This window comes from Stutzerimonas chloritidismutans, assembly GCF_020783375.1.
Taxonomy (GTDB): domain Bacteria; phylum Pseudomonadota; class Gammaproteobacteria; order Pseudomonadales; family Pseudomonadaceae; genus Stutzerimonas; species Stutzerimonas kunmingensis.
In genome coordinates this window covers 696,354-713,380 of sequence record NZ_CP086067.1, presented here as the reverse complement: position 1 = coordinate 713,380, position 17,027 = coordinate 696,354, and the positions used below count along the sequence as shown (strand labels likewise).

The 17,027-nt window shown below is 65.3% G+C and carries 14 protein-coding genes; 6 read left to right on the top strand and 8 right to left on the bottom strand.

Annotated elements, in window-relative coordinates; translation table 11 throughout:
* Position 1 precedes the first annotated feature (1 nt).
* Both LLJ08_RS03225 and LLJ08_RS03220 read left to right on the top strand, forming a co-directional pair.
* Positions 2 to 3,046, top strand: coding sequence for an efflux RND transporter permease subunit (locus tag LLJ08_RS03225; RefSeq protein WP_228208195.1), 3,045 nt, complete (start codon positions 2 to 4; stop codon positions 3,044 to 3,046).
* Complete coding sequence (locus LLJ08_RS03220) at positions 3,043 to 4,524, top strand: efflux transporter outer membrane subunit (RefSeq protein WP_228208194.1); 1,482 nt, start codon at positions 3,043 to 3,045, stop codon at positions 4,522 to 4,524. Before LLJ08_RS03225 ends, LLJ08_RS03220 begins: the two co-directional genes overlap by 4 nt.
* Positions 4,525 to 4,614: 90 nt before the next feature.
* On the opposite strand, the gene LLJ08_RS03215 is transcribed toward LLJ08_RS03220, so the two are convergent.
* On the bottom strand, positions 4,615 to 5,505 hold the full coding sequence (locus LLJ08_RS03215) for a PA4780 family RIO1-like protein kinase (protein ID WP_014819082.1): 891 nt from the start codon (positions 5,503 to 5,505) through the stop codon (positions 4,615 to 4,617).
* A 157-nt stretch (positions 5,506 to 5,662) separates the two neighbouring features.
* Between LLJ08_RS03215 and ada the strand changes: the two genes are divergently transcribed.
* From ada to LLJ08_RS03200, 3 genes are read left to right on the top strand one after another with little or no spacing between them, the layout of a single operon-like run.
* Complete coding sequence (ada, locus tag LLJ08_RS03210) at positions 5,663 to 6,703, top strand: bifunctional DNA-binding transcriptional regulator/O6-methylguanine-DNA methyltransferase Ada (RefSeq protein WP_041016076.1); 1,041 nt, start codon at positions 5,663 to 5,665, stop codon at positions 6,701 to 6,703.
* Positions 6,704 to 6,755: 52 nt separating this feature from the next.
* Positions 6,756 to 6,998 carry a hypothetical protein gene (locus LLJ08_RS03205; RefSeq protein ID WP_041015978.1) on the top strand — a complete coding sequence of 81 codons (243 nt, stop codon included), beginning with the start codon at positions 6,756 to 6,758 and terminating at the stop codon, positions 6,996 to 6,998.
* 51 nt (positions 6,999 to 7,049) lie between these two features.
* The gene (locus LLJ08_RS03200; RefSeq protein WP_101275137.1) at positions 7,050 to 7,835 is read left to right on the top strand and encodes a TatD family hydrolase; all 786 of its coding nucleotides are present in this window, start codon (positions 7,050 to 7,052) and stop codon (positions 7,833 to 7,835) included.
* A 12-nt stretch (positions 7,836 to 7,847) separates the two neighbouring features.
* Here LLJ08_RS03200 and LLJ08_RS03195 read toward each other — a convergent pair whose 3' ends face one another.
* From LLJ08_RS03195 to nfi, 4 genes are all read right to left on the bottom strand, one after another.
* Entirely contained in the window at positions 7,848 to 9,878 is a 2,031-nt protein-coding gene (locus LLJ08_RS03195) for a methyl-accepting chemotaxis protein (protein WP_228208193.1), read from the bottom strand.
* Positions 9,879 to 10,143: 265 nt separating this feature from the next.
* Positions 10,144 to 10,980, bottom strand: coding sequence for a regulatory signaling modulator protein AmpE (gene ampE / locus LLJ08_RS03190; RefSeq protein WP_228208192.1), 837 nt, complete (start codon positions 10,978 to 10,980; stop codon positions 10,144 to 10,146).
* Positions 10,981 to 10,995: 15 nt separating this feature from the next.
* Complete coding sequence (gene ampD / locus LLJ08_RS03185) at positions 10,996 to 11,547, bottom strand: 1,6-anhydro-N-acetylmuramyl-L-alanine amidase AmpD (protein WP_014819076.1); 552 nt, start codon at positions 11,545 to 11,547, stop codon at positions 10,996 to 10,998.
* Between the two features lie 102 nt (positions 11,548 to 11,649).
* Positions 11,650 to 12,378 (bottom strand): deoxyribonuclease V, encoded by a 729-nt coding sequence (gene nfi, locus LLJ08_RS03180; RefSeq protein ID WP_228208191.1) that lies wholly within the window; start codon positions 12,376 to 12,378, stop codon positions 11,650 to 11,652.
* A gap of 157 nt (positions 12,379 to 12,535) precedes the next feature.
* Between nfi and LLJ08_RS03175 the strand changes: the two genes are divergently transcribed.
* A complete protein-coding gene (locus LLJ08_RS03175) occupies positions 12,536 to 13,525 on the top strand; it encodes a GlxA family transcriptional regulator (protein WP_228208190.1) in 990 nt (329 codons plus the stop codon).
* A 161-nt stretch (positions 13,526 to 13,686) separates the two neighbouring features.
* On the opposite strand, the gene zapE is transcribed toward LLJ08_RS03175, so the two are convergent.
* From zapE to LLJ08_RS03160, 3 genes are all read right to left on the bottom strand, one after another.
* Positions 13,687 to 14,781 (bottom strand): cell division protein ZapE, encoded by a 1,095-nt coding sequence (gene zapE / locus LLJ08_RS03170; RefSeq protein ID WP_014819073.1) that lies wholly within the window; start codon positions 14,779 to 14,781, stop codon positions 13,687 to 13,689.
* Between the two features lie 169 nt (positions 14,782 to 14,950).
* Positions 14,951 to 16,309, bottom strand: coding sequence for a tryptophan--tRNA ligase (locus LLJ08_RS03165; RefSeq protein ID WP_101275141.1), 1,359 nt, complete (start codon positions 16,307 to 16,309; stop codon positions 14,951 to 14,953).
* 49 nt (positions 16,310 to 16,358) lie between these two features.
* Entirely contained in the window at positions 16,359 to 16,985 is a 627-nt protein-coding gene (locus tag LLJ08_RS03160; protein WP_042926665.1) for an alpha/beta hydrolase, read from the bottom strand.
* Positions 16,986 to 17,027 lie beyond the last annotated feature (42 nt).

The following is a 17,027-nucleotide window of genomic DNA, read 5'->3' as shown; positions in this document are numbered from 1 at the left end:
GATGGATTTCGCCCGCTACGCCATCACCCGGCCGGTCAACATCTGGATTCTGGTACTGATCTGCCTGCTCGGCGGCACCCTCGCCTTCTTCGAGATCGGCCGTCTGGAAGACCCGGAATTCACCATCAAGCAGGCCATCGTCAACGTGCAGTACCCCGGCGCCACAGCGCTGGAGGTCGAGCAACAGGTGACCGAACCGCTGGAGAGCGCGATCCAGCAGATGTCGCAGATCAAGGAGATCCGCTCGCGCTCGATGCCGGGCATCGCCGAGCTCCGCGTGGAGATGCAGGACCGCTACGACGGCGATGCCCTGCCGCAGATATGGGACGAGCTGCGCAACAAGATCGACGATGCCCAGGGCGACCTGCCCCCGGGGATCGAACCGCCGCAGGTCAACGATGATTTCGGCGACGTCTACGGCATCTTCTATGCGCTGACCGGCGACGGACTGACGCTCAAGGAGCTGCACGAAACGGCCAAGGACCTGCGCCGCGCCCTGCTCACTGCCGACGGCGTCGGCAAGGTGGAAATCGCGGGCGTGCAAGAAGAGCGCATCCTCGTCGAAGTCGACCAGGCGCAGCTGGCGGCGCTGGGTGTCGCCCCCGACGAGATCGCCGCGGCGCTGGCCGATACCGATGCCGCCGTCGATGCCGGCGGCGTCAACGCCGGCGACTTCTTTGTGCGCCTGCGCCCGAGCGGCGCCTTCGATTCCCTGGACGAGTTGCGTGCACTGCCGGTCGGCCAAGGACCACAGCGGGTCGAACTGGGTGCGATTGCCAAGCTGTCGCGGGAATACGCCGAGCGGCCTCAACAGATCATCCGCCACAACGGCCAGCAGGCTTTAACGCTCGGCATCAGCGGGGTATCCGGGGCGAATATCGTCGAGGTCGGGCATAGCGTCGAAGCGGTCCTGCAGGCCAACGAGCACCGCATGCCGCTGGGCGTCGATCTGCATCCGCTGTATGAGCAGCATCAGATCGTCGACGAATCGGTAAACAGTTTCGCGCTCAACGTGTTTCTCTCGGTTGCCATCGTCGTCGGCGTGCTGTGCATCGCCATGGGCGTGCGCGCCGGTTTCATCATTGGTGCGGTGCTGTTCCTCACGGTGCTCGGCACGCTGCTGGTGATGTGGCTGGTGGGCATCGAGTTGGAGCGGATTTCCCTAGGCGCGCTGATCATCGCCATGGGCATGCTGGTGGACAACGCGGTGGTGGTCTGCGACGGCATGCTGGTGCGCCAGCGCCAGGGCAAGAGCATTCTTGAAGCGTCGCAACAGACGCTACAGCAGACGCAATGGCCGCTGCTCGGCGCCACCATCATCGGCATCCTCGCCTTCGCGGGGATCGGCCTGTCCCAGGACACCACCGGCGAATTCCTTTTCTCGCTGTTCTTCGTCATCGCCGTGTCGCTGCTGCTCAGCTGGCTGTTGGCACTGCTGCTGGTGCCGCTGTTCGGCCACTATCTGCTGCGCAATGTCGACGCCGACGAGGACCCCGACGCCGCTTACAACGGCCCCTGGTACAACCGTTATCGGCGCCTGGCCGGTGGCGTGTTGCATCGGCCCTGGCTGACCATCGGCGTGCTGGTGGTGCTGACGGTGGTCAGCGCGGTGATCTTCACCCGTCTCCCCCAGAGCTTCTTTCCTCCGTCGAGCACGCCGCTGTTTTACGTCAACCTGTTCCTGCCCCAGGGCACGCACATCCGCGATACCGCACGCACCGCGAGTGACGTCGAGGAGTATCTGGCAGAGATGGAGGGCGTCAGCGGCGTGTCCAGCTTCATCGGCGCCGGTGCCTCGCGCTTCATGCTGACCTACATGCCGGAACAGCCGAATTCGTCGCTGATGCACTTCCTCGTGCGCACCGAGGATGCCGAGCTGATCGACGGCCTGGTGCGGCAGATCAACCAGGAACTGCCGCAACGCTACCCCTCGGCCGACGTCTCGGCTGCGCAGTTCATGTTCGGCCCCAATGCCGAGGCCAAGCTGGAAGCGCGCATCAGCGGCCCGGATATCGAGGTGCTGCGCGCGATCTCCGCCGAGGGTCGCAAGCGGCTGCAGGATGAGGGCAAGGTGTTCAACGTGCGCGACGACTGGCGTCAGCCGGTGCTGGTGTTGCGCCCGCAACTGGCGCTGGATCGCCTTGCCGACGCCGGGCTGACGCGCCAGGCGGTGGCGCGCGCCCTGGCCGCCGGTAGCGAGGGCCAGCGGGTCAGCCTGCTGCGCGAGCGCGACGAACTGATCCCGGTATTGCTGCGTGCCGCGCCCGAGGACCGTGTCGGCAGCGACGACCTGCTGCAACGGCTGATCTGGAGCCCCGCCGGCACCGGCTACGTGCCGCTAGCGCAGGTCGCCGATGGCATCGAGCCGATCAGCGAGGACAGCATCATCGTGCGCTACGACCGCGAGCGCACCATCTCCATTCGCGCCGAGCCGCGCGATGGCGAGAACACCAACGAGGCACACCAGCGCATTCGTCCGCTGATCGAGGGCATCGAGCTGCCAGTCAACTACAGCCTCAAGTGGGGCGGCGATTACGAACAGTCTTCCGACGCCCAGCAGGCGCTGGCCAGCACGCTGGCGGTGCCCTACCTGGCGATGGTGCTGGTCACCGTGCTGCTGTTCGCCAGGGTGCGCCAGCCGCTGATGATCTGGCTGGTGGTGCCCATGGCCATCTGCGGCGTGAGTTTCGGCCTGCTGCTCACCGGACAGGCATTCGGCTTCATGGCGCTGCTCGGCCTGCTCAGCCTCACCGGCATGCTGATCAAGAACGCCGTGGTGCTGGTGGACGAGATCGACCGCCAGATCGCCGACGAAGTACCGCGCCTGACCGCCATCATCGAAGCCTCAGCGTCGCGCCTGCGACCGGTGATGATGGCCGCCGGCACCACGGTGCTGGGCATGGTGCCGCTGCTGTTCGATCCGTTCTTCGCCAACATGGCGGTGACCATCATGGGCGGACTGGGCTTCGCCACGCTGCTGACCTTGCTCGCGGTGCCGTGCCTGTACCTGCTGTTCATGAAAGTGCGCCCGGAGGAAACCGCATGACTGCCAAGGTCCTGGCCGCCCCGCTGCTGCTCGCCCTGGCCCTGAGTGCCTGCTCCAGCGTACCGCAGCATACCGATCCGCAACTGCCGGAAGGTTGGTTCAGTGCCGCCGGTTCGCACCCGGCCGATGCCGAGTCGCTGGCCGTCTGGTGGCGCCAGTTCGATGACCCGCAGCTCACCGCGCTGGTTAGCCGCGCCATGCAGCAGAACCACGATGTACGCCTGGCCATGGCGCGCGTCACCGCGGCGCGAGCCCAGCTGCGCCAGTCGCGCGCCGGCCTGCTGCCGAGCTTCGATCTGCCTGGTTCGGCCAGCCGCCAGTGGAACGAGAACGATCAGGAAGCCGAACCCGAAAGCCCGCTGGCCGACTTCATCCCCGACGACGACGTGATCAGCTTCGATACCTGGGAGCTGGCGCTGCAGGCGACCTGGGAGCTGGACCTGTTCGGCGCCACCCGCGCGCGGCGTGACAGCGCCGCTCGGCAGCTGCGTTCGGCCGAGGCGCAGACGATCGCCGCGCGCTTGGCCGTAGCCTCGAATACCGCCCAGGGCTATCTGCAGCTGCGCGCATTGCAGGGCCAGCGCGCCTTGCTGGTCGAAGGCATCGAAGTGGCGCGCGAACTGGAGCGTATCGCCGGGCTGCTGTTCCACGCCGGCGAAGTGACCCGGCTGGACGTCGAAGCCACATCCGCCGAGCGTGCGTCGCTGGAAGCCGATCTGGACGAGCTGGACATTCACCTGGCCGAAGCGCAGCTGGCGCTGGACACCCTGCTCGCCGAGCCGCCGGGCAGCACCGCTGCACGTCTCGCCGCCAGCGCGCCGGTGCCACTGGCCGAGCAGCGCATCGCCCCGGGCCAGCCCATCGACCTGCTGCGCCGCCGCCCGGATCTTATCGCCGAAGCCGCACGGCTGGACGCCGCCGAGCTGCAATCGCTGGCCGCCCGCCGCGATCTGTTCCCCAAGCTGGCGGTGCAGGCCGCGGTGGGCCGCTCCGGCTTCGCTCTGGGAGACGCGATATCCGGCGCCTCGAACTTCGCCCGGGTCGGCGCGACGTTCGGCCTGCCATTGCTCGACTATCCTCGCCGCGGCGCCGCCATCGACCTCGCCGATGCCGAGGGCGAGACCGCCTATGTCGCCTTCGAACAGGCGCTGGCCCAAGCCCTGGAGGAAGTCGAACGGGGCCTGACGAGAATGGCCGGTCAGCAGCGCAGGCACGCATCCCTCAACCGCACCCGCGAGCACCGTGAACGGGCGCATCGGCTGGCGCAGCGCAGCTACGAGCTGGGTGAGGCAAACCTGAGCGAGGTACTGGACGCCCAGCGCGGTGCGCTACAGGCCCGCCAGCGGGCGCTGGAAGGCCGGAGCGCGCTGGCGACGGCGCAGGTGGCGTTGTATGTGGCGTTGGGGGGTGGATGGAAGGCGGCGTCCGCGGATACCGCGGACGCCGGGGAAAACTCTACAGAGCAATCGACGCACTGAAGACCTTAACTGGCCGGAGTCCTTGAAGACTCCCGCTAACCGGCAAAAACACAGAAGCAGCAGTCTCCGGGGTTCGCCAGAGACTGCCGATCAGCCTTTCATCCACGGCGGCTCCGGCGGCTCATCCTTCGGCGCATCGTCCGCACCGCGCAAGGCCTCACGGCGCTCCTGCTCGGCCAGCGTGGCCTTGATCTCCCGCATTACCGCATCGATATCCGCGGCATCTTCCGGCTCGGCAAATTCCCCGGTCAGCTCGGTCTCGGTGGTCAGCTTGCCCTGCTCGTACAGTGCCCACATCTCCTTGGCGTAGCGGGTGAACTTGAGTTCCGGCGCGAACTGTCCGAAATAGGCCGACATGTTGCCAACATCGCGCTCGAGCATTTCGAACGCATGGTTGTTGCCGGCCGCATCCACCGCCTGCGGCAGGTCGATGATCACCGGGCCGTGCTCGTCGAGCAGCACGTTGAATTCCGACAGATCACCGTGCACCAGCCCCGCGCAGAGCATCTTGACCACTTCGTGGATCATGAACGCATGGAACTCGCGGGCGTCGTCCGGATGCAGGTCGACGTCGTTCAGTCGCGGTGCGGCATCGCCATCTTCGCCGGCGATCATCTCCATCAGCAGCACGCCGTCGAGAAAGTCGTAGGGTTTGGGAACGCGCACGCCGGCATCGGCCAGGCGGAACAGCGCCGCGACCTCAGCGTTCTGCCAGTTGTCCTCCTTCTCCTTGCGCCCGTGCTTGGAGCCCTTGGCCATCGCGCGCGCATCGCGGCTGCTGCGCACCTTACGGCCTTCCTGGTATTTCACGGCCTGGCGGAAGCTGCGCTTGTTGGCTTCCTTGTAGACCTTGGCGCAGCGCAGCTCATCGCCACAGCGCACCACGTATACCGCTGCTTCCTTGCCGCTCATAAGCGGCCGCAGCACCTCGTCGATCAGGCCATCCTCGATCAGCGGTTCGAGTCGTTTAGGCGTTTTCATCAGCGGCTTGCAGGTCCTTCTCGGTCAGGGCGATGCTGCAGGTTACGGCAATCACGGGGCGGCTTCCATGCTCCCCATCGACTTTGAAAGCACGCTTTGGATTGGCGCACGTCCGGCCAGGACCGACAATCGCAGCATCAACCAGGGGAGTCGCGCCATGCTCGATCAGGACCGCTGCTGGCAAGCGCTATGCGAACGCGATGCCGCCTTCGATGGCCGCTTCGTGTTCGCTGTGCGCTCGACCGGTATTTTCTGCCGACCCAGCTGCCCCGCACGCCGGCCAGCTCGCGAGCGGACGGCGTTCTACACCGATCCAGCGGCAGCCCAGGCCGCCGGTTACCGGCCATGTCGCCGCTGCTCCCCCTGCGGCCCGAGCCCGAGCGAGCAGCTCGATGCGCTGGTGATCGCCGCCTGCCGCCTGCTCGACGAAACCGAGACGCCGCTGCCGCTGCAGCAGCTGGCCGCGCGCATCGGGCTGTCGCCGGCCTACCTGTCACGGGCATTCAAGGCGCGCACCGGCATGACCCCGCGGGCGTGGTCGGCGGCGCGCCGCCGCGAACGTCTGGAAACCCACCTGACCGAGGCCGACTCGGTACTCGATGCCGCCCTCGCTGCCGGCTACTCCGGCACGCGGGCCCCTTATGCGGACGCCCAGGCTCTGACGCCGGCCCAGCGCCGCCGCAAAGGTGCGGGCGAAACCCTGCGCTACGCCCTGGCGCCCTGCCCCCTCGGCCAGCTGCTGGTCGCCAGCAGCGACAAAGGCATCTGCGCCCTGCTGTTCGGCGACGACCAGACAGCGCTGGAAGACGAGCTGCGCTCACGCTTTGCCGCGGCACAGTTGCAGCGCGACCAGGAAGGCCTGGGTGAGTGGCTGCAGGCAATCGTCAGCCAACTGGAAGAACCGCAGCGTGCCGCCCAGCTGCCGCTCGATCTGCGCGGCACGGCCTTTCAGCAGCGCGTCTGGCAGGCGTTGCAGCAGATTCCCGCCGGCGAGACGCGTCGCTACGGTGAGCTGGCGGCAACCCTCGGCAGCCACGCCCGTGCGGTGGCCCGCGCCTGCGCCAGCAACCCCGTCGGCCTGCTGGTGCCCTGCCATCGCGTGGTCGGCAGTCATCAGGCGCTGACCGGCTATCGCTGGGGGCTGGAACGCAAGGCGGCGTTGCTCGAGCGCGAAGCACAAGGAGACTCGGGAGCCTGAGCGGATTTCGGCGGTCGGATACTTCAGTGCCGCCAACCGCAGGAAGCCCGCCATGACCGATCTGAAGCGTTACCGCATCCACTACTGCATCAACGGCGAGCCCGCCTCGCTGCTGATCAGCTCGTTCGAAGTGCCCGGTCTGGAGCAGGCCGAACTGGAAATACTGCTGCATTACGTCCGCGAGCCGCGTGCGGCGGTCGACGCCCCCTGGGAAAACCCGATACGCCCCAGCGAAGCCAGCCGGCTTGAAGAGCTGGGCGTCAGCGACATTCAGATCGAAGAGGAAAGCCACTGAAGGCCATGTAGCATTACGCGCCCGCCCACCGCCGACCGTACGGAGCCTGTCGTGCAGCTTATCGACACCCATACCCACCTCGATTTCGAGATGTTCGATGATGACAGGACCCAGGTCATCGCCCGCAGCGCGGCCGCTGGCGTCGAGCGCATCGTGGTACTCGGCGTGCACGAAGCGAATCTGGAGCGGGTCTGGCAACTAGCCTGCGAGCAGCCAGCGGTTCATGCCGCGCTGGGCCTTCACCCGGTGTTCATCGCCGAGCACCGGGACGAGCACCTGGGCAAGCTGCGCGACTGGCTGGAGCAGCTACGCGGTGAGCCTAAACTCTGCGCCATCGGCGAGATCGGCCTGGACTATTACGTCGAGGACCCGGACATCGAGCGCCAGCACGAACTGCTCGAAGCGCAGCTGGCGCTGGCTGCGGAGTTCGAGCTGCCGGTGCTGCTGCACGTACGCCGCGCCCACGCACCGATGATCGCCATGCTCAAACGCTACAAGCTGCAGCGCGCCGGCATCGTGCACGCCTTCAGTGGCAGCTGGGAGGAAGCTCAGGAATACCTGCGCCTCGGCTTCAGGCTCGGCCTCGGGGGTGCCGGTACCTGGCCACAGGCGCTGCGCATGCAGCGGGTGCTCAAGCAACTGCCGCTGGAGGCCATCGTGCTGGAAACCGACTCGCCGGATATCCCACCAGCCGGCCACGCCGGCGAGCGCAACAGCCCGGAACTGCTGCCGGATATCTGCCGGATGCTGGCCGATCTGAAGGGTGTCAGCGCCGAAGAGCTGGCCGCAGCCAGCTATCGCAACAGCTGTGAACTGTTCGGCTGGCCGCAGCCCTGATCATCGCCGCGGTCAGACCCGGAACGCGCCGATCAGCTGCTGCAGGCGTCCCACCAGCTGGGACAGTTCGCGACTCGCCTGCTCGGTGTGCCCGGCGCCCTCGGCGGTGCGCTGGCCGGCCTCGTTGATCGCGACGATATTGCGATCGATATCGTGCGCCACGGCTGTCTGCTGCTCAGCCGCAGCGGCGATCTGCTGGTTCTGATCGACGATCAGCCCCACCGCGCCGAGGATGTTTTCCAGCGCCTGCTCGACCCGCCCCGACTGGCCAACGGTGTCTTCGGCCAGCGTATGGCTGGCATGCATGGTTTTCACCGCTGCGCCGACACCATTGTGCAGGCGAGCGATCATCTGCTCGATTTCCGCGGTGGACTTCTGCGTCCGCTGCGCCAGCCCGCGCACCTCGTCTGCGACTACCGCGAAGCCACGGCCCTGCTCGCCCGCACGCGCGGCCTCGATGGCCGCATTGAGGGCCAGCAGGTTGGTCTGCTCGGCGATGGTCTTGATCACGTCCAGCACCTGGCTGATCGCCTTGCTGTCGTCGGCCAACTGGTTGATCACCTGCACCGACTGCTCGATCTCGCCGGCCAGCCGCTGGATACCGCCGACCTGCGCTACCACCAGCTCGCGCCCGCTGACGGTTTCCTCGTTGACGCTCTGTGCGCTGCCAACTGCTGCCTCGGCACTGCTGGCGACCTCCTGGGCGGTGGCGGACATCTCGTTCATCGCCGTGGCGACCTGTTCGATCTGCCCACGCTGCTCGGATACCGTCTGATTGCTCTCGCCGGAGACGCTTTCGACCCGCTGTGCCTGGCGCTCGACTTCGGCGACGGTCTGCCCGACTCGCTCGATCAGCTCGCGGATCTGCGCCACGGTGGTATTGAACACCTGTCCCAGCTCGCCAAGCTCATCGCGGCTCTGTACCTGATAGCGCGCGGTCATGTCACCGGCGGCGACCTTGTCCATGATCCTGCCGAGACTGTGCAGCGAGGCGCGTGTCGAGGCATAGAAGCCCGCGTACAGATACGCCACCAGGCACAGCACCACCGCCAGTGCCGAAAGCAGCAGGGTCATGAGCAGGCGCTTCTGCTCCAGCCGCTCGGCAAGCTCCACCTCGAGGAAACCGAGAATGGCGTCGTTCAGCTCGTAGGTCTTGGCCATCTGCGCGCTGATGCGCTCGTAGAACTGCTCCCAAGGCAGGTCCAGCGCCTCGGCCATGATCACCTCGTCCTGCAGGATTTCGCTGCTCGCCTGCAGGGACTCACGGCTGGCGGTGGCGAAGGCGTCGAGCCGGGTACGCGCGGCCTGGCTTGCGCCCAGGGCATCCTGCAACTGTGCGGCGTACTGCGCCTGCTGCTTTTCCAGTTCCAGCACGAGGCTGTCCAGCGTATTGCTGGCATCGGAGTTCAGGTAGCCCTGGCCGAACGTGTAGGAGCCCACCGCGCGCCCCTCGCCGAGCGATGCGCTGATGGCCGGGGTTACCGTGGTCAGCAGCTCGGCCAACAGACGGACCTCACGCTCGAGATCCTGGCTGAGGCCGGACTGGCCGGCGACGAGCTTGATCATCACCTGCGACTGGCCCAGCAGGGACTCGGCCATGGCTGCCTTGGACTGCAACGATTGCTCGGCCTGGGCGGCGTTCAGCCCGGTCACCAGTTCGTCGCGACGGCTATTGAATTCAGCCACCTGCTCAGGCGCATCGCCAACGGGGGCAAGAGCCTGCAGCTGCGCTGTCAGCGCGCTTTCGACGCGGTTCAAGCGAGTCTGCAGCGCCTCGACATTGCCGGTCTGGCCGATGATCGATTCGATATGCACGAGGTCTTTCCAGTCCTCCATGCTGCGCCGCACCTGCAAGGTCGAGCCAAGCAGCTCGAGACTCTGCAGCTCGTTGCGGGTACCGACATATGCCCGGTACGAGTCGCGAACCAGGTAGTAGTTGCTCAGCAGCATGGGAACGAAAAACAGGACGCTGACCAGGCTGAACTTCATACCGAAGCTCAGGCGGTTCATGAACGCAATCGCGGGATACAACAGACTATTCACACGACGTCTCCCAATTTTATTGGTATTGGCTTGCACGCAATTGCAGCGCGCAGCAGGGCTCGTCAGAGAGTGGCATCTGCCCGGGTTATACGGGATATCGGTAGGCGTTTTTGTAACTTAAGGTAATGGCCAAATGATGGCTCTTCGACTGGCATCAACCAGACGCTCGGCGAGGCGTCTGGCCTGCGGGTTACAGCGATTCGGCGGTGGAACCCCATACAGAGGCGTTATGGACGTCCATTAGCGGCGCCGCTGGCCAAGAGCCTCAGGCGAGGATCGTCCAGACTGCGATCACCGCATACCAGAACACCCGTGTACGTACGAGCAATGCCGCGATCCCGTCGAGCCTCGCGATGCCCGCCTCGCCGTCGACCGCGGGCGGCAGATCGGCGGCCAACGGACCGGCATCGGCCAACAGCCGCCGGGCTGGCACATCCCAGCTCAGCAACTCGTGCAGCAGCGCCCGGTTGACCGCGACGAAGTTGCCGACCAGCGCAAAACTGCCGAGCGACACCCGCACCGGCAACCAGTCGAAGGCATGCCGCAGCTGCTCGGCCCGCTCGCGCAACCCTTCGAGCTCGGTGTGCTCGGCGCACAGCGCCAGCAGCCGGTACGCCAGCGCCGCCATCGGCCCGAGCAGCAGGTACCAGAAGATCACCGCAAAAAAACCCTCGTAGCTGCGCCACAGCAGCCAGGACTGCACCGCTGCCAACAGGCTCGGCGGGTCCTGCGCCTGCAGGCCGGCGTCACGTTCGGCGGCCAGCGCGGCGGCTTCATCATCTCCACGGCGCCAGGCGTCGCGGAACGCACCGAGTTCAGCCTTGGCATGGCCGCGGCCGAGGCTGTAGAGCAGCACCAGCAGATGCACCGGCAGGCTCAGCCACCCATAGGCCAGCGGCTCCAGTGCCAGCAGCACCAGGCCGAGCAGCAGCACCGGGAGCAACACCAGCAACAGCAGCGCCAGCCAGGGCGTCTGTCGCAGACGCGGGCTGGCCTCCGCCTGGCGCAGGCGCGTCAGCCAGGGGCTGTCGTATTGCAGCCGCGGCCGCCAATCAGAGAACTTCTCCACCAGCAGCACGAGCAGGATCACCAGAAAACTCATCGCCCTTTCCTTTCGTCAGCAGGTAATGGAAGCCGCACGCAGCCGCTGCCAGTCGAATGCCGGGCCGGGATCGGTCTTGCGCCCCGGCGCGATATCGCTGTGTCCGCAAACCCGCTCGGGGGTAATCGCTGGAAACGCGCCCTGCAGTACCCGGCACAATCCGATCAGCGCCTGGTATTGCGCCTCACTGAAGGGTTGGTCGTCGGTCCCCTCCAGCTCGATGCCGATGGAGAAATCGTTGCAGCCCTCGCGACCGTCGAAGCAGGACACGCCGGCGTGCCAGGCACGATCCAGACAGGAGACGAACTGAGTGATCGCGCCATCACGCTCGATGAGAAAATGCGCCGACACCTGCAGCTCGGCGATCTCCTCGAAAAACGGGTGCTCATGGCACTGCAGACAATTCTGGAAGAACTGCTGAACCTTGCCGGTGCCGAACTGCCCCGGCGGCAGGCTGATGTTGTGGATCACCAGCAGGGAAATCTCGCCGGCCGGCCGCTGGTTGAAGTTCGGTGACGGGCAGTGGCGAACGCCCTGACACCAACCGGTAGCGCAATCCAGAATCATCGTAGGGTCCGAGCTGACAACAGGCCCGCAGGCTAGCGCCTGCGAGACGCCAGCTGCAAGCGTCGCCACGGGCGCGGGCAATCCCGGTTACAACTGTTTTAACTACTCGGCCGCTCCAGACAAGCGCCGCGCGGCGGCCTTTTCTTCCCGCCGCGATGCCAGCCGGTCGGCCAGCCGGGTCGGCTCCGGCAGGCGATAGCGCGTGACATAACGCATCACCAGCTGCGGTGCGGTGACGATGCTGACCCGGTTACCCGGGGAAATGATCAGTGGCCGCACCTTGTCCTTGCTGCGCAGCACGCAGCCGATCACTTCGCCGGTCTTCTTGTCGCGCAACTCGACCTGTGCACCACGCGCCAGATCCAGCTCGTCGTGCGCCCCGGTGAGCAGCTTCTTTGCCACGCCGATGGTGGGCAGGCCGGTCACCACGCCCAGGTGAGCAGCAATGCCCAGACGGCGCGGGTGGGCGATGCCGTGGCCGTCGGAAAAGATCAGGTCGGGAACGGCCGGCAGTTCGCCGAGCGCCTGCAGCACCGCGGGTAGCTCACGGAACGAAAGCAGGCCCGGAATGTAGGGCATGTTCGTCGGAATTCGCGCCAGGCTGCTGCCGACCAACTCCAGGGTATCGGCATCCAGCAGCACTGCCGCGGCGCGGGTGATAGTGCCGCCATCCTCGAAACCGACATCCACCCCGGCGATCAATCGCAACGGTGGGAAGTCATCCTGCAAGCTCACCTGCCCCGCCAGGCTCTGCTGCATCGCACGCGCCGCGGCCGGGCTGCCGTCCCAATCGCCAAAAGGGGCTGTCGGATACTGACTGCTTTCACTCATCTCTTCGCTCCTGTGCATCAGCGGTTCGACGCCGGGTCGCCGTGACGGTTCAGCCGCATCGTTTCAGGAAAGGCTGGACAGACGCACGCAAAAATAGGACGCTCCAGCCGCCACACGGCAGATTTACCCTGTTACTCACCACAATAATTAGAATCGCATGCCCAATCTCGCCTCGATCCAGCGCGTCAGCATACTTGCCACCGAAGGGGTGTTCGCCTCGACACTCACCCAGGCCAAGGATTTCTTCCACATGGCCAGCCTGCGCTATGGCAAACAGCTCGGCCTTGACCTCACCCCTGCTTTCGAAACCCGTCTGGTCAGCCCGGACGGCAAGGCGGTAAATACCTTCAGCGGTATCGCCATCGCCGTGGATAGTCCGCTGGATGACGCCGATATGGTGATCCTGCCGGCCTTCTGGGGAGATTTCGCTGCGCTCTGCGCGCAGCATCCGGGTGTGATGCCCTGGTTGCGCGAGCGTCACGCAGCAGGCAGCGTCATCTGTGGCGAAGCCACCGGCGTGTTCTGGATGGCCCAGGCGGGCCTGCTGGAAGGCCGCGAGGCGACCACCCACTGGCGCTTTGCCAATGACTTCGTCGAGCGCTTCCCCGGTGTGTCTTTCAGCGCCGACAAGCACCTCACCGACAGCGACAACCTCTACTGCGCAGGCGGCACTACCTCGGCCTGCGACCTGTACATGTATCTGGTCGAGCGCTTCTGCGGCGCACACGTGGCCCAGGGCATGGCGCGTGACGTGCTTTACGAGCTACAACGCAGTTACAGCCCGGGGCGCTTGGGTTTCGGCGGGCAGAAGCTGCATCTGGATACGCGGATTCTGCAGATACAGGAATGGCTGGAAGCCAACTTCGCCGAAAAGTTTCGCTTCGAGGACGTGGCGCGGCAGCATGGCATGAGCATTCGCAACTTCATGCGCCGCTTCCAGGCAGCCACCGGCGACAAGCCGCTGCACTATCTGCAACGCCTGCGGATCGAGACGGCGAAGAGCCTGCTCGCCACCACCGGCAAGAGCATCAAGACGATCAGCTACGAAGTGGGCTACGACGATGCGAGCTTCTTCGCCCGCCTTTTCCGCCAGCACACCGAGCTGTCACCCAATCACTACCGGCAGAAATACCGGCCTGAGTCGTAAGGGCGACCACGGAACAGCCAAGGCTGGCTTGCTGAAGCAGGATAACCGACAGCTGGCATACGCCTTCTTGACGAACACCGCGCCTACTAAGGCGCAGTGCCAGACGTTGCGAGAAAGCGGCCTTTGGCCGCGAAGAGTCGGTCTTCGCGGCCACGCCATGGTCAGGGCTTGTGCGGCCTCGACAGGTACTCGTGCGATTGCATTTCCAGCAGACGGCTCAGGGTGCGCTGGAATTCGAACTCCAGGCGACCGCCGGTATAGAGGTCCTTGAGCTCAACCTCGGCGGAGATGATGAGCTTGACGTTGCGGTCGTAGAACTCGTCGACGAGGTTGATGAAGCGGCGCGCCATGTCGTCCTTGGTGACACTCATCTGCTCGACATTGGCCAGCAGGATGGCGCCGAATATCTTGCCCAGTTCGATGTAGTCGTTCTGGCTACGCGGCCCGTCGCAGAGCTCGCGGAACTCGAACCAGGCCACATCATTGCCGGTCTTTACCGCACGGATTTCGCGGTTCTCGATCATCAGTGCGTCCTTGTCGACGACCCGGCAGTTCTCCGGCAGCAAGCTCTTGAAGCTGCGTTCCAGGCTCTGCTCGGCCTCGGCATCGAGCGGGAAGTGGAACAGCTCGGCCTGCTCCAGCGCACGCAGGCGATAGTCGATGCCGCTGTCGACGTTGACGATCTCGGTGTGCTTCTTCAGCAGCTCGATGGCCGGCAGGAAGCGCGCGCGCTGCAGACCGTCCTTGTACAGACCGTCCGGCACGATGTTGGAGGTCGCCACCAGGCTCACGCCGTTCTTGAACAGCTCTTCGAGCAGCGTGGCAAGAATCATCGCGTCGGTGATATCGGAGACGAAGAATTCGTCGAAACAGATCACCCGCGACTCGTCGGCGAAGCGCTTGCCAATGATGGTCAGCGGGTTCTTTTCGCCCTTGAGCGTCTTCATTTCCTCGTGCACGCGCTTCATGAAGCGGTGAAAGTGCGTGCGCGTCTTCTGCTTGAACGGCAATGCGTCGAAGAAGGTATCAACGAGATAGGTCTTGCCGCGGCCAACGCCGCCCCAGAAGTAGATGCCCTTGATCGGCTCCTGCTGTTTCTTGCCGAACAGCTTGCCGAGCAGGCCGCTCTTGCTGCGATCGTCGGCCACCAGATCGTCGTACAGACGTTGCAGGTGACGCACCGCATTTTCCTGGGCGGCATCGTGGAAGAAGTCAGGACGTTTCAGGTCGGCCTGATAGCGCTCAAGAGGGGTCATGGCGGAGTCTGGGTAGTGAAACGGGGCCGACACTTTAGCCGCGCCCTCGGTGGTTGGCAATTTACTCAGGTCGTTCAAGCGTCAGCCCTCCTGGGACACCCATTCTTGGAGATTGCCGCGAAGCCGCGGAACGCAGTCGCGGGGTACGTTCCGCCCTGGCGGCAGCACGTCAGTCGACGAGCGTGGCCAGCGCCTCGCGTACCCGCAGCATGGCGGCATCGAGCGCTTCGGCGCTCTCATAATGTGGGCTGTCGGCGACGCATTCGTCGTCCAGCCACAGGGTGAATTGATCGCCTTCGTCCTCGCGAAGTTCCAGCGCGTCCGGCCCGCCGGCAATCAACCGCTGGGTCAGGCTGCCGATCGCCTTCGGGTTGCTCAACGGACGGGACAGCAGCAGCTCCTCGCCGTCGGGCGCAAAGAAACGAAAGCGGAACGCGCCGTCGGCCTCGCGGAAGCTGGCGAAGCGCGCCACCTTGCTGGACTTCTTCTTGGCTGGCGCTGCACTTTTAACTTCGCTACGGAAGTTGCGCAGGCCCACCGCCTCACGCAGCTCACCAAGGAACGGCGTGGCGATCCGGCGCGCCTTGGCCGCGCCCGCCTGGAGAATGTCCTCCAGCTCGGCGGGCTTGGTGATCAGCTGGTGATACAGCTCGCGCGCCTCGCCCAGCTCGTTGTCGAGCAGCTCGAACAGGCGCTGCTTGGCATCGCCCCAAGCCAGCCCGTCGAGCAGCTCCTGGCGGAACGCATCCTGCTGCTGCGCGGTGGCGAACGCCTGGTAGAGGGTGAACAGGTGCGAGCTGTCGGGGTCCTTGGGCTCGCCCGGCAGGCGTGAGTCGGTGACGATGCGTGCGATCGCGCCCTTGAGCTCCTTGGCGCTGCCGAACAGCGGAATGGTGTTGTCGTAGCTCTTCGACATCTTGCGTCCGTCAAGGCCGGGCAGCGTGGCGACGCCTTCCTCGATCACCGCTTCCGGCAGGGTGAAGAACTCACGACCGTGACCGAACAGATGATTGAAGCGCTGAGCGATATCGCGGGCCATTTCCACATGCTGGATCTGGTCGCGGCCAACCGGCACCTTGTGCGCGTTGAACATCAGGATGTCCGCCGCCATCAGCACCGGGTAGCTGTAGAGCCCCATGGTAACGCCGGCATCCGGGTCCTCGCCGCTCTCGACGTTCTTGTCCACCGAGGCCTTGTAGGCGTGGGCGCGATTGAGCAACCCCTTGGCGGTAACGCAGGTCAGCAGCCAGGTCAGCTCGGGGATTTCCGGAACGTCGGACTGACGATAGAAGGTCACGCGTTCGGCATCGAGGCCGCATGCCAACCAGGTCGCGGCAATCTCCAGGCGCGAGCGCTGGATACGCAGCGGGTCATCGCACTTGATCAGCGCGTGGTAGTCGGCCAGGAAATAAAAGGAGTCGGCGGCCGCGTCGCGGCTGGCCAGGATGGCCGGGCGGATCGCGCCGGCGTAGTTGCCCAGGTGCGGCGTGCCGGTGGTGGTGATACCGGTCAGGATGCGGGTAGTCATGCAGTCATTCTCGATCGTTGAGCGCGGCGGAGAGGAGCAGGTTCGGGCATCAAAGCCGCGGGGCGACCAGTTCCTTCAATTCCACCAGCTTGCCATGAAAAAAGTGGCCGCATTCTGCCACTTTCAGCAGCTCATGGGGGTGCTGCAGCTGCGCGGAAAAGGTGTACACGGACTCGGCATCGATAACCTCGTCCTGCTCCGGCTGGATGATCGTCAGCTGGCAATCGTCAGCCAACGACAGCTCGACGAGGCGCGACACTGCCGGCGCCACCATCATCAGCCGCTGTACCGCCACGCCCTCCGCGTTCAAACGGTGGGCCAGGTTGCCGGCGACGAACCCGCCGAAGGAGAACCCCAGCAGCGTCAGCGGCAGCTCCGGATTCTGCTCGCGCAGCCAACGCAGCGCAGCCTCGGCGTCATCCACCTCGCCCTCGACCATGTCATGCGCGCCGGCGCTGCCGCCGACACCGCGATAATTGAAGCGCAGCGTGCTGTAGCCGGCGTCGCGAGCGGTGCGCTGCAGGGTCGAGACCACCTTGTTCAGCATGGTGCCGCCCTTGACCGGGTTCGGGTGGCAGATCAGCGCGAGCCCCGTCGGCTGCGATTGATCGAAGTACAGCGCTTCAAGGGTGCCGCAGGGGCCGTCGAGATTGAGGGGGGTTTCGCGTTTCAACAAAGCAGGAACTCCGTGACCTTGGGACGAGTCGACTCGTCTTGC

Bases quoted from the DNA above. Each gene is read 5' to 3' on its own strand.
- LLJ08_RS03205 (WP_041015978.1), top strand. From the start codon at position 6,756: ATGACCGATCTGAAGCGTTACCGCATCCACTACTGCATCAACGGCGAG.
- LLJ08_RS03175 (WP_228208190.1), top strand. From the start codon at position 12,536: ATGCCCAATCTCGCCTCGATCCAGCGCGTCAGCATACTTGCCACCGAA.
- LLJ08_RS03215 (WP_014819082.1), bottom strand. From the start codon at position 5,505: ATGAAAACGCCTAAACGACTCGAACCGCTGATCGAGGATGGCCTGATC.
- ampE (WP_228208192.1), bottom strand. From the start codon at position 10,980: ATGAGTTTTCTGGTGATCCTGCTCGTGCTGCTGGTGGAGAAGTTCTCT.
- LLJ08_RS03165 (WP_101275141.1), bottom strand. From the start codon at position 16,309: ATGACTACCCGCATCCTGACCGGTATCACCACCACCGGCACGCCGCAC.
- LLJ08_RS03225 (WP_228208195.1), top strand. From the start codon at position 2: ATGGATTTCGCCCGCTACGCCATCACCCGGCCGGTCAACATCTGGATT.
- nfi (WP_228208191.1), bottom strand. From the start codon at position 12,378: ATGAGTGAAAGCAGTCAGTATCCGACAGCCCCTTTTGGCGATTGGGAC.
- ada (WP_041016076.1), top strand. From the start codon at position 5,663: ATGCTCGATCAGGACCGCTGCTGGCAAGCGCTATGCGAACGCGATGCC.
- LLJ08_RS03220 (WP_228208194.1), top strand. From the start codon at position 3,043: ATGACTGCCAAGGTCCTGGCCGCCCCGCTGCTGCTCGCCCTGGCCCTG.
- ampD (WP_014819076.1), bottom strand. From the start codon at position 11,547: ATGATTCTGGATTGCGCTACCGGTTGGTGTCAGGGCGTTCGCCACTGC.
- zapE (WP_014819073.1), bottom strand. From the start codon at position 14,781: ATGACCCCTCTTGAGCGCTATCAGGCCGACCTGAAACGTCCTGACTTC.